The 13,103-nt window shown below is 38.1% G+C and carries 10 protein-coding genes; 1 reads left to right on the top strand and 9 read right to left on the bottom strand.

Annotated features, from left to right (window positions below; genetic code table 11):
* The first annotated feature begins 76 nt into the window (after window positions 1-76).
* Window positions 77-1,057, top strand: a complete 981-nt coding sequence (locus tag DESPR_RS18230) for a hypothetical protein (RefSeq protein ID WP_015723086.1) — start codon at window positions 77-79, stop codon at window positions 1,055-1,057.
* Here DESPR_RS18230 and DESPR_RS17665 read toward each other — a convergent pair.
* From DESPR_RS17665 to DESPR_RS01695, 9 genes are all read right to left on the bottom strand, one after another.
* On the bottom strand, window positions 1,013-1,987 hold the full coding sequence (locus DESPR_RS17665) for a glycosyltransferase family 2 protein (RefSeq protein ID WP_015723085.1): 975 nt from the start codon (window positions 1,985-1,987) through the stop codon (window positions 1,013-1,015). The two genes, DESPR_RS18230 and DESPR_RS17665, sit on opposite strands and share 45 nt — an antisense overlap.
* A 5-nt stretch (window positions 1,988-1,992) precedes the next feature.
* Window positions 1,993-3,288, bottom strand: coding sequence for a phenylacetate--CoA ligase family protein (locus DESPR_RS18225; RefSeq protein ID WP_015723084.1), 1,296 nt, complete (start codon window positions 3,286-3,288; stop codon window positions 1,993-1,995).
* A gap of 38 nt (window positions 3,289-3,326) precedes the next feature.
* Window positions 3,327-4,472: a glycosyltransferase family 4 protein gene (locus DESPR_RS01705; protein WP_015723083.1), complete on the bottom strand. Its 1,146-nt coding sequence runs from the start codon at window positions 4,470-4,472 to the stop codon at window positions 3,327-3,329.
* 267 nt (window positions 4,473-4,739) lie between these two features.
* Window positions 4,740-5,954: an oligosaccharide flippase family protein gene (locus DESPR_RS17660; protein WP_015723082.1), complete on the bottom strand. Its 1,215-nt coding sequence runs from the start codon at window positions 5,952-5,954 to the stop codon at window positions 4,740-4,742.
* A gap of 12 nt (window positions 5,955-5,966) precedes the next feature.
* Complete coding sequence (locus DESPR_RS17655; RefSeq protein ID WP_015723081.1) at window positions 5,967-7,082, bottom strand: acyltransferase; 1,116 nt, start codon at window positions 7,080-7,082, stop codon at window positions 5,967-5,969.
* Entirely contained in the window at window positions 7,066-8,382 is a 1,317-nt protein-coding gene (locus tag DESPR_RS17650; RefSeq protein WP_015723080.1) for an O-antigen ligase family protein, read from the bottom strand. The genes DESPR_RS17655 and DESPR_RS17650 overlap by 17 nt, the downstream gene beginning before the upstream one ends.
* Window positions 8,383-8,387: 5 nt before the next feature.
* The gene (locus DESPR_RS17645) at window positions 8,388-9,557 is read right to left on the bottom strand and encodes an aminotransferase class V-fold PLP-dependent enzyme (protein WP_015723079.1); all 1,170 of its coding nucleotides are present in this window, start codon (window positions 9,555-9,557) and stop codon (window positions 8,388-8,390) included.
* Window positions 9,558-9,569: 12 nt separating this feature from the next.
* Window positions 9,570-10,568 carry a polysaccharide deacetylase family protein gene (locus DESPR_RS01700; RefSeq protein ID WP_169701501.1) on the bottom strand — a complete coding sequence of 333 codons (999 nt, stop codon included), beginning with the start codon at window positions 10,566-10,568 and terminating at the stop codon, window positions 9,570-9,572.
* A 7-nt stretch (window positions 10,569-10,575) separates the two neighbouring features.
* Window positions 10,576-13,047 (bottom strand): hypothetical protein, encoded by a 2,472-nt coding sequence (locus DESPR_RS01695; RefSeq protein ID WP_169701500.1) that lies wholly within the window; start codon window positions 13,045-13,047, stop codon window positions 10,576-10,578.
* Window positions 13,048-13,103 lie beyond the last annotated feature (56 nt).

Below are 13,103 nucleotides of genomic sequence, written 5' to 3'. Positions count from 1 at the left end.
TAGGATGCTACTCTACCAATCAAAATAACCTATAGCATGATTACAATTCAAAAGCATTTAGAGACAGGAGTAACCCGTGAAAATAAAAACAATAATGATACTAACATTCACAATATTCACATTTTGTAACATAACAGTGTCAAAGGCTGAAGTTATATTTCTTGAAAACTTTGATAAAAAGGAAGATTGGTTTCCGCAGACTGAAGAGGAAGGATGTAGCGACTCGTCGTGTAAAAACAAATTACCAGCAGGGTGGGATTATTACCGTAATGATGAATTATGGCATCCAAACTCCGATGGACCAAAATACCACCCAACCATCCAGATTTCAGAAGAAAATCATAAAGGTACTTCCGGAAAGGCTCTCACCGTCTGGAATGAGTCAAATAACGGAAGAAGTGGGGATGGCTGGGGTGCTGATGGCATATTGGCAAAAGATTTGGGAAAAGACTTTCAGGAACTCTATGTTTTTTTACACATTATATTCCAACCAGGTTTTCAATGGAACTGGAATACAAGTAGTGGGGCTGCCGTAAAAATGGTTAGATTTTATCATTGGGATAGGCTTGGTAGTCCTTTTCAATTTTTTACTACTGGAAGCAATGCACCAGCTTATATTTACGATACATCTTATAACCAATATGGTTTTCGACATTTTCATAGCCATCGCTGTGACCCTCAAGAAACCAATTATTGGTGCGCAGATTCATATGACAAAAGTTTTACCTTTACGGAGAAATCTACATTTGAGCAGAAATTAGGAGATGGTGCTTGGCACCGAATGAAGTGGTATGTAAAAATGAATACTTCTCCTGGGGCAAAAGATGGAGTTGTCAAGTTTTGGGTAGATGGGACATTAGAATACAGCCGGAATGACATCCAGTGGATGGGAAGCAGCAGCCCTGGTAATCTTGGGTGGAATATAGTTGCAATTGGCGGTAACGCCTACAACTTATACGCTGATCCTTCAGAAATGAAGGAACAGTACTATGCGATCGATAATGTTATTATTTCATCGACAGATTTTCCAGATATTAACATCACTCCTTCTAAATAAAATATAGTAAATTTCACGAGCCAAAGAAACCGATCTTGCCAAAATAAAGATGAAGGCAACTATATATGTTTGAACAACGATCATGAATGAATTAAATGGAACGCCTTTTTTTATCATAAGAATAAAAGGTAAAATAATTATCGGGAAAATGGCAATAGGTGTTAATGATAAATTTGTTAACAAAAAAATGACAAGCATTCCTATGCATATATTCACAAACATAGGTATAGCGACACTGCCTAACTCACCAAATTGGCAACCATTGCTGATATAGCAGGCGAGGCTTGAACTTCCCCTCCATGATTCCTTAATAAAAAGTTCCTTGATTGTTTCAGGCTCTCTATAGTGAATCGTGTCAATATTTTTTTCTAATTTAATTCTATGTGTTTTTTTTAAACGTGTAGTAAGATCAAAATCTTCTGCAGTTTTTAAACCTTCATTAAATCCACCTAATTCATCAAAAAGACATTTTTTTAACATTAAGTTTGAAGAACCAAGCCAAGATACATTCTCTTTTCTCTTAGACCCAGCTGCTAAATTGAACCAAGCCCAGCTGACCCAAGTAGCTTTTTCTGAAGCAGGAACGACACGAGTTCCTGTAGCACCAACTTTGAGATGATTAAGATTTTCTATGCAAGTGGAGACCCAATCTTCATGTACAGCACAGTCTGCGTCAACAAAAGCAAGATAGGTTCCCTGAGCCTGGCTAGCTCCTAAATTTCGCAATTTTGCGATAGATCCTTGAGGACTTGATAGAATTTTGCACCCCAAAGAACGGGCTACCGATTCTGTGTCATCTTCTGACCCATTGTCAACTAAAATAATTTCTGCTATAATGTTAGATTTATTAATTGATACCCATAGTGCTGGAACTGAAATTTTTAAAAATAAACTTTCATTTTTAGCGGGTATGATGACTGAAAGGTCCATTTTGGCTATCCATCAATTATTGAACTAATAAAATCTAATCTTTTTCCCTCAGTTGATTTCAAACTCACGTCATCAATAATCTTTAATTCAATATCAGAAGAAAAATATTTTTCGAATTCACTTATAAGAATTCGATGTTGTTCTCGATCGACATGCTGTTCTATTAGAATTTCCATTGCCCCTTTAACGTTTTGTCGAGCTTGATAATTAAAAACCAAATTTCTTTCCATCGCTAAATTCTTGAAAACATAATAAAGGGTTAAACTTGGATACCTTTGAGTTTTTCCATAGATTACTCGCCCAACTCTTCCAAATACTTCATTTATTGCACCATGCATTACACCACATGAACATTTTGTACTTGAACTTAATTGAACAAAATCACCTAATTTATATCTGATTATAGGAAATGAATATGAAACTAAGTTTGTTACTACTATTTCATTATCAACAACTTCAACTATTGCTGTTTCCATATTAAGATGTTGCGTTCCTGATGGGCATTCAAATGCAATAATTCCAGCCTCTGCTGAACCATATTCACTTATGATTCTTTGACCAAAAGCTCGCTCAACTTCTTGTTGATAATAATCAAATATTTTTTCTGAAGTACCTTTAATCATTTTCAAAGAAAATCGTCGAGAATTTGACATTCCGTTTAACTGTTTAGCTATCTCATAAATCATGGAAGAATATCCACCAAGAAATTTTGCTGATTCAAGTTTTTTTATAAAAACAAAAATTTCCTGATCATTATACGAGAACAAGCGAAATCTGTTTTGAAGTGCATCAAGTAGACGTACTTTTAATCGTTTCTTGAAAGAAAAGTTGTAACCCCACAAATAGCCGTTTCTCTCCCAAGGATTTATTCCGTACCAATGATACCCTCTTAAAACCGATGCTCTATGCCAAGCATCCCATGTGGCATTACGGTAAAAGATCAAAGGGGTTCCACTACTACCAGATGTCTCTGAATAAAAGTGTTTCTCTTTTGGTACAAAATTTTGAATATAAGTAGAATTTTCAAGAATTAACGACTTACTTGTGGTAGGAATAAATTTCAAATCTTCAAGACTTCTAAAATTTTGCGGTTGAAAAGACACATCTTTAAAAAATTTTTTATAAAATGGAGAATTTTCATAAGCATGGATCAAAAGCTTTTTACAGGAATTAATTTGCCAATCTAAAATCCTTTCTTCATTCCAATATTGGCTATTTAATAAAAATTTAAATTTTTGATTAATCAATGGATTGTAAACATACATCCCAAAAAGATATAAATATTTGTTAATTTTTTCCATAAATCAATTATATATAATTTATTAATTATTATGAATAACTAATTTCTACATACCTTTGATAAGTATATTTTTGATAATTTATCCCATGTTAATTTTGAAATTATTTTATTTATTGCATTATTTTTTAAAAATAAATGCAAGTTGTCATTTTCTAACACTTGGTTCATTAAATTTATCCATAGTTCTTGACTTAAATTATCTAATAAGTAACCATCAATACCATTCTCAATGATATCTTTTGGACCAGCTGTTGATGTAGATATCACAGGAACGCCAAAAAACATCGATTCCAAAACAACCATTCCGTATATTTCATAATTACTCGGTAACAAAAAAAGTGTACCTTCTTTGTATAAGGAAGGCAACTCGCTTTGAGGTATATGGCCTGGTAACCTGACATTCACAAGCTGTTCTTTTTCCGTGCGAATTTTAGCTGTTTCAAATTCATCTCCCTTGCCAACAAAAACAAAAAATAAATCGCTTTTATTTATAAATAATTTTGCCAAATCCAACAGAAACTGGATGTTACGTCTTTTTTCAAACACTCCTATGTAAAGAATTATCTTCGCCTGGCGGGAAATTTTAAGCTTGGCGCGCCAATCTATCTCGGTAGGGTTATCAAATGCAGATGTGTCCAGCCCCACAGGCATTACTAAAGTATTTTCAAAACCTTTCATTTTTAAATGTTTTTCTGCACTGGTAGTTTTTGCAAGAGCCAAATAAATATTCTTGCTTAACCAAGGTAACACAGTATGATCATATAATGTTTGAAACGCTGCCCTAATTCGACCCGTAAGTTGTTGATACATACCTTGATAAATAACGACTGGAACACCAATTTTCTTTCCCAATTTAGCAACAAGGAAAGACGTGATTTCGTTTTCTTCATTGACATGGAAAAGATTGTATTGGTTTTTAATTAAAATTCCTTTCAAATGAGGATAAATAGCATGATCTATTTCAGGGATTTTATAATAGGGCAATTGATAGACGTGTAGCTCTCCCTCCCCCGTAGTAACTATTTTTTGTCTCTCTGGTTTTGAAGTCCTACCTGCCAAAAAAACATCTACATTTACCCCCTGAAGCGTTAACGCCCTAGCGAGACCTATTTCTTGAGAATTATATGATTTTAAATCAATAGGATAGCCAATGGGGCGTATGATAGCGATTTTAAACTTATTCATTTTTAGAAGCAACTCTCCTGTATAATCTTAAATCTAGACAAACCATTAAGCTAAATATACCAAATATAAAAGACATCAGGAAACCATTTAAAAGCAGGTCGCTGTATCTCAGTGAAGTAAGATCTAATTTGTAAATTATCAAACAGGATATCGAAAAGGTGGCCAACGGCCCGAAGAGAGCCTTTTTCAAGAAAACTGAAGGTTGAATCTTAAATGAATACACAGTGTAGACTGGCAGGATGACACCATTAAAAATTAGACAGGGGATCAAGTTCCTATAGCAACCCCTATTAATTGATAATGCACAACTAGAAATAAACTAAGCACCAAATTTGATAAAGCTTCCAACGAATTAATAATACCAAGGAATTTATGATTACTTGTCCCTAAAAAACGCGCAATAGTAATCGATTGCCCGTGCGATACAACTTTAGCAGTTGCTAGGATTATTAAAACAGGAAAGGCTTTTTCTCCATACGTCTCCCCCATCCATATATCGATAAAGGGACGCCCTAAAAATATAATGCCAAAGAATATAAAAAGGGTAAAAAGAAGAGTATATTTAAAGGATTGGTAAAAAGCCCTTTCTATCCCTTCATGGTCATTGGATGAGTCTAATTGACTGATATAAGGAACTAAAACACTAGCACCAGCCCATATCAATTTTTCAAAATAAGTGACTAGATTAACAGCAATAGCGTAGTAAGTAACATCGCTTACCGTCAAGAAGAGTCCAACAACTATTTCGTCGGTGAAACTTATGATTCTTGAAGAGACTGATACAGCGAAACTATACAGGCTGTAATTAAAAATATTTCTAATTATTTTTTTATCAAAAAATGTCAATTTATAAGAAATTTCCGGAGATATTTTTTTTGCTTCATAAAAAATACAAAAATTTCTTATTAAATTGAAAAACACATTACACACGGCAAGAATAACAATATCAGGCATAAACGAAAGTGATGCGTAAATCGCACAATTTCTCGATATGCTACTAATTATATTAATTTTATTAGCAATTGTGTGCCGTTGTTTAGCTATAATAACTGCATAAATAGCTCCAAATGGAAATGAAAAAGCAAAATCAATGCCAACTATTAAAAATACGATTTTTGATATAGTCGAATATTCTTTTAAATCCAGAATTGTATCGAGATAAAATGTAGTAATAAATGTTGCCAATACGATTAGCAAACCTAAAAAAACAAACAATAATAAACTTGTGTTGAAAAATTTATTTAAAGCGTTGATATTATTTTCTGCTTCATATTTTGAAATATATCGAACTATTGCCCTATTTATTCCAAGATCGAGAAGTGAAAAGTATCCGGTTATTGCTGCTATTATTGACCATACCCCGTAAAAAAAATCCCCCAAGGTATGTACAATAAATGGTGACATTACCAAGGCCAAAACAACTGAAATAAAAAGGTGAGCGTAGTTTGATAAAACGTTAAATATTATCCTTTTAATTATCATGGTCTATGTTTATTATCGAACAGTTCCAAAAAAATATTCAGAATCTTTTATTTTTGAACATTGTGCAACTATTACATAAGTTAGACTGGAACCTATAAAAAACAGTATTATACTACTCCATAAATTATGAGTTAGGTCAACTTCTAATAATTTTATAAATTTAATAATAATTTTATTGATCATAGGATGTAAAAAGTAAATTCCAAAAGAATATTTACCAAAAGAACTAATCAATGTAAACTCTAAAATACTATTACTATAGATACACCGAAAAAGTAAAAAACAAACACTTAGAGCATACCAGTAAGCTCCTGGTCGCAAAAAAGTGGCGATTTGATTAATATCTAATATATTACCAATAGTATCTGAAAATTTGGGCCATTCATGGAAAGCTTTTATATATTCGTAGCAAATTATATATAAAAAAATGCAAGCTCCTATAAATAATAATTTTTTATTAATTTTAAAAATAATATTTGAACCTAATCCAACCAATATACCTATTGCTGCAAATGGGTACCACCAATAAAACCAATAACTTTTTAGAAAAATTAAATCATTTTTATTGCTTAATAAATTGACTATCCTCACTTCGTAAACAATGCTAAATAAAATAATTAAGACAAATAAATAAAAATATTCAATATAGGAATTGAATATTTTTTTTGAAATCCACAAGATTAATGGCAATAAAAGATAAAATTGAAATATCGAAGGTATAAAATATAAATGACCATAAGCTGAACCCGTGATGACAATTTTGATTAAATTAATAAAATTAATTTCATCACTTTCAATATCACCTGTTGTCAACCGTAATATTAAATATATGATTGACCAAATTATAAAAGGTATTATTATTTTAACAAAACGTCGTTTTATGAAATAAATATAATTAATATTTTTTTCAGAATAAATATTTCCATATAAAAATCCTGATATAAAAAAAAATAATGGCACACTGTAACGTGAGATTTGATTAAATATTATTGTAATATCAATCCATATAGAAGGACTTTGAAATTTTGGATTAATAATTGGCGCCGAGGAATGTATAATTAACACTCCTATTATAGCAAGACCACGAAAACAATTAATTTTGTTTTGAATATTATAATTCACTATCATTGTATATCTTATTTCCAATAAAATATGAAAGTGTAAGATTCCAATAAAGAAAATCGAGTAATAATAGATTCGCAAAAATAGCTGCTACATAAAATCCAATCAAGCCACTGTTTATATATAACAAGAGTTTTGCATAATCATTTTCTTTGTTGATATATTTTTTTATCAAAAAATGTCCGTTTACTATTGGTAAAAATAGAACAATAAAAAACGGAATAGTTGCAATAAGTCCACCTTCTGCTAGAATATTAATAAAAGTATTATGACTATGAGACAATTTAATTGTTTTATGATCGAATATATATTCATATAAATCTTCATTTATTTTACCTATAAAATCAGAATGATAGATTATTCCAGCCTTGGAAAAATTCAAATTTCCAATCCCTGCGACCGGGTTATCTTGAAATATTTTTAAAGCAATTTTCCATAAAACAATCCTTGAAGCTGCAGACAAATCTAAAATTTCTTCATTTTTAACCGAATCATATTTAATAGTTTTTATTCTAGAGATATACTCGTTAGGCAAAATAAATAAGACAGGAATTACAAAAACAAATGATATCAATAATAATTTTATTTTTTGTTTTGAGTGCAGCCACAAAACAAAAAGAGTCATCAAAAAACCAAGAAAACCAGCTCTCGATTGAGTTAAAATTATCATAACCATGAAAGTAATGGAACTGATAAGGCCAAATATTTTTTTGAATCCTTTATTAGAAATAAATAAATATAAAGAGATTGGAAAGTATAGTATAAAAACAGCTGTTATTCCACATCGATCGACAATGGCTGTGCCAAAAAGATTTTCTACCAGTGTATTTCCACGAAAATATTGTTCAATCCCCCATAATCCCATAAATAAAAATAAAAAAGTCAATATATATAAATAAAATTGAACTTCTTTTTTCGTTAATCTAGTAAGCACAGCATATAAGCAAAGGCAAAAAACAAAAATCTGTGGAAATTGCTGAAGATAATATATGCTACCACGTGTTTCAGTGAAATCCGTAAAAGGACTAAAGTATGTTGATACATATAGAAAAATTACAAATAATAAAAAACTTACAAAAAATTTATTTGAAATTGCAAAAATTAATTTTTCTTTTTTGGTAATACAAGCAATGAATAAGCAACCTATTGCCAAAGCAAATACGTTCCCAATGATTGGTGAACCGTATGTTAGTTGCTCTGGCCTAATTACTGAAATAAAAGTATAGTTAATGACTCCATAAAATGGATTAACAAAACTAAATAATGATAGAATTGGAAATAAAATTTTTAATAAAATTACCCGCATTACCGTCAGTTATCCTTAACACGTAAATTTTCATTGATTAATGTTATTAATTGATTCATATCACTTTGATTTAATTGTTGATGAATAGGTAGGCAAATAATTTTTCTTCCTAATTCATTAGATTTGATTTCATTGCGATTATAAAGAGGATGACAAAATCTGCCAAATACAAAAATTTCCAAATTTGAATTTTGCAGTTTTTTTAACCAATAATCACTGTTATTTACTTTTAAAGGAAGGCAAAGAGGATTACATCCTTCAGGTAATTCTCCAAAAACAGGAAGAAATAATGGTCCAAAATTTAATGATCTCAACAGCTTGTTGTAATTAAATTTTCTTTTTTCAATTATTTTTTTATACGATTGAGGACGTAGCAATATTTTTGAAATAATTGCTATTCCATCTTTGTAATTATATTGCTTAACTTCGTAATACCATGGAGAACTATTCTGATTTTCTTCAATATGATGGATAACTACATCGCGGTTATATATTAATTTATTGTAGAGATTTATAATGCTTTGAGAAAACAGAGCCATGATTTTCCCTGCATTAATGTAATAATTGAGAATTGATCTTAGAGTAATTTTCAATAAAACAAAATCATATTTAATTTTTACAGGGTTAGGTGTAGGTATTTCTTTATTATTAATAAGCAATCCACCACCATTCGGCATTGGAATAGTTTTATGGAGGCTAAAAATGGCCATATCGCCAAATGAACCTAAAAAATTATTTTCAAATGAAGAATACAGGGCGTGTGCGCAATCTTCGATTAAAAGTATCTTTTTACGCTTGCATAATTGAACAATCTGATCAAGCGGTTGTGCAAATCCGAAATAATGAATTACTAATAAAGCGCAATTCGTTTCTACCATGTTCGATTCTAACCAAACAAGATCGCTTGAGAGATCTTGTTTAATTGGGTAAAAACGCACAATCAAACCAGCTCGTACCAAGGCTTCAATCTCAACGCCGCAATGGTATTCAGGGGCGTATATGGTATGAATGCCTATTTTTTTGAGGCACAATGCGCCGTGATAAAGCGCGGCACGACCACTTGCATAGAGGTAAAAACGCTTTGCGTCTAGAATTGGATTTTCTTCCCTGATTTTTCGAAAAACCGTAGCAGGGTTGATGGATGGAAAGGTTCTGTAGATTTTTTGAGCAGACATCCGTGCTACTCCTCAGATTATGCCGGAACAGGCCAATTGAAAAAAGGCCGGGTCGGAGGTCATGTCGTTGCCGGCGGCAATCCGTTTGATGGCAAAGGGGTCGGTGCCCATGGCATGCAGGCCGTGGTCGGTGGTGAAGGCACAGGCGTATCCGGCCTGGTGAAGCCCGGTCTTATGCTCCTCGTGAAAATCGATGCCGCTCCTGCCGTTGGGATAACAGAAGGCCTCCACCTCATGGCCCAGCTTTTCCTCCAATCTCTTTTTGGGCCAGACGATTTCCTTTTTCAGATCTCCCGGCGCGATGCGGCTGAGAATGATATGGGAGGCCGTATGCACACCGAAATCCATCAGGCCATCCCGGTGCATGGTATCTACCTCTTGCCAGTTGAGCAGGGTGAAGTCTTCGCAATGGGCATGGTCGGGCAGTGGTGTTGCCCGGCGCAGGGCATCCATGGCCTGTTGGCGCTGGTCATCGTCCATCCTTTTCAGTGCCTCGACCAAGATCGCATAACGTGGCCAGACTGTCTCGGTTTGCAGGCATAGGCTGGCGAATGGTTCCGGAAGAGCCTGGGCGTTTTCATGGGCATTCTTGACTAGGAGATAGAGTTCATCCGGCCAGAGCAGCCGATGACCGCCGATGTAGTCCACGGTCAAAAAAACTGTGGCCGGTATTTTCCTGGCTCTCAATATCGGCCACGCCACGGTGTAATTGTTGCGAAGGCCGTCGTCAAAGGTGAGCAATACCGCTCTTGGCGGCAGTGTTTGCTTGCCCCGAAGGGCCCGGAGAACCTGGGCGAGGGTGACGGGGCAATACCAACGCTGGAGAAAATCGAGTTGCCGTTCAAAGCGTTCCACTGGAAGTTGGGTCCAGATCGGGTCTAAGTGTGGCAAGCGGCTGACGCCGTGATACATGACGACCAGCAATTTGCTCCGATTCCGCAATCGACCGGCCCGTGCCAGCCCGCACAGGACCATGGTCTCACAGAGCAGCTTTTTGATAATCTGGGGCATGGTCATTTCAACGATCTCTCAACCGGGCCGCCAGCCATCGTTGTTCCCGTTTCAGGTTGGTCTCCCGGAGCACTTCGCCCATATCGCGGGCGGTACGCTTCAGCAAGGTGAACATCGTCAGGCGGGGTGCCTGAGGACGGCGGTTGCGCGCCGTCTCTCCTGGTGAGTCGGCCAGAGGTGGGGCATTGCCTGCCTTCCCGGCCACCCAACTGTTTTGCAGAACAAGTGCCAAGGGTCGAGTGTACAGGCTCGCATCGGAATTGTGCATTTCCCTGGCGGCTGCGTCAAGAAAGAAGCGGCAACGCTCCAAATACAGCGACTGCTCTTCGGGATTGTCGCACAATCCGGCGGCGAAGTAAAAGAGAACACTTTTGCGCATGTCTTGCCCTGCCCAGGTCACTTCGGGAAATTCCAGAATGACCTGGTTGTCAAGATAGGGATATTCATGCCTAGCCATCCACCGGGCGTAATGGAGAAAGGATTCGCGGCTATGGGCATAGGCATTGTCGTATTCGTTCCATTCTGCCTTCTTGGCAAGAAACATTCCCACCGCCGCCAGGAAAACCGTATAGGACCAGGCGACTTCGGCGTTGAGCAGGTCGCGCTCCTCCAGCGGATCGCATGGATGCACCGTCTGCCGGATCAGCGATGCGGCTCGGTCGAGATAGCGGCGGTCTCCACTGAGATCAAAAGCGTCGAGGTTGGATTTGATGCAATTGCCCGTGCCCCTGGTGAGAGGGAAACGGTGCCATAGTCGTGGGCTGCCCTGTTGCCGGGCAAGGGTCTTTGCGCCTTTGAGCGCACGCAACAATGCAGCCAGAATGGTTTGAGGGCCGCGAAGCGACAGATAGCACCAGTCGGCCAACTGGAGAACCAGTTCTTTGAAACGGGGATCACCGGTGAGCAGATAATGCACTGCCAGTCCGGAAGTGTAGCAATGCTCGGCGCCCGGACCGCCGCCGCAGAAGGCGGGATTCTTTTTGAGCAGGTGTTCGCGTGAAGCCATGCGGTGGGTTGCAGTACCTGCATCGAGATAATGATCGGTGTGCCAGAAAAGGCCGTGGTTATATTCCTCACGGTCCCTGTTCGTGTGGTTGATGTCAATATCGGCCACATGGGCGGCCAGATCGGCGGCCAGTTGCCGCCAGCGCTCGTCGCCACTGGTCAAGTACTGCCGATACATCCCGTACAACGGATCGTACTGGTTGTTGTAATGTGAGATAAAAAAAGGGATGTCAGGACTTTGAGCGGATTCATGATCCGCATACAACTCGCCGAAATGGCGCCAGCCATACTCGTCGATCATCTCCCGCTTGGCGTAGAAGCCTCTTGTTCCCTCAAGACCTTCCCGAAGCAGTTCGGAGAACGGAGTGTCCTCCTTGCTCCATGAAAAATCCTTGAATACGGCGGATCGGATCAGGCAGGCTTCATCCGCCTGGACCGTTACCATGGCGTTGCCAAACGCAGCGGTCTTGGGATCGGCGGCGCAATCGAGCCAGATGTGATTGGTCGCCTGTTCACCACCCTGCAGTTCGTGCAGGTCCGGAAATGCTCCGGGGAAAAGCCCGATGACCAGCTCTTGCCCGCCTCCGGTAATGCTTTTTGGAAATTTTTGCCAAAAGTTTGATATATACGTCGAAAGGACCGCCCCGGAATCCATTTGGCACACCAGGACCGGTTCTGCCCGATCACCATGCGTCACCTCCCCCTGATCGTCCAGAACCTTGTACCCGCGAAAGGTGAGCGGCACCTTGCCTTGATGGTTGCGATGATTGGGACTGTTCCAGTGATCGCCACCACTGGATTCCTGGTAGACGGTCCAGTTTTCCCCCGGACCCAGCTCGTACCAAGGATCGCCTGATTCCATTTGCCATGAAAAATGCATCGGTTGCCGAGGGAGAGTAAAACGAAATCCGCACTCCTTGAAAAAAAAGGATCCTGGGTCACCAAGGTCCCAAAGGCCACCAAAATGCCGGGCTGCTTGCGGATTATGGAGCCTGAACTCTATGGTGGTTTGAGCGGTCCCCTGATAAAAATGCAAGCGAGCCTCGAAGCCAAGTGTTTTCTCCGCTGCGTCGATCATGGTCCCGCAGGCCACCACAGTACAACGTACAGCTCCGCAAGTCTCGAGTACCAGGGTCTCAATGCGTGCATCGAGATTCCTGCCCTGATCATCGAGCAAACATAACTGGCTGGACTCGATAGCTTTGGTCCTGTGGTGGCTATTGACGCCAATCGAGACCTGATCAAAGGGCTTCAGGATGCGGGTGTTGACCATAAATTCGGCGGTACCGGTCTCGACGATCCAGCTCTCCACGCTTTGATGGCAGATGACAACAGGGAAGGCTGAGGGCGGCGGCTCCGGATGACGAACCAATGTGTAAGTTCTCTGTGTGTTCCCTGGTAAATCAACAAAAAAATCGACCAGCAGCCATTTGATGCTGCCATCCGGCCACAAGGCCAGCGGGAAGGTTTGCAAAGGTTTTGAACGACCGGTTTCGTCAACCAGGTAGAGTTGCTGCTCGGCCGATGTCA

The sequence above is a fragment of the Desulfobulbus propionicus DSM 2032 genome, assembly GCF_000186885.1.
GTDB classification, from domain to species: Bacteria; Desulfobacterota; Desulfobulbia; order Desulfobulbales; family Desulfobulbaceae; genus Desulfobulbus; species Desulfobulbus propionicus.
Note: the sequence above shows the minus strand (reverse complement) of the source record. Positions and strands in the feature narration are given on the sequence as shown.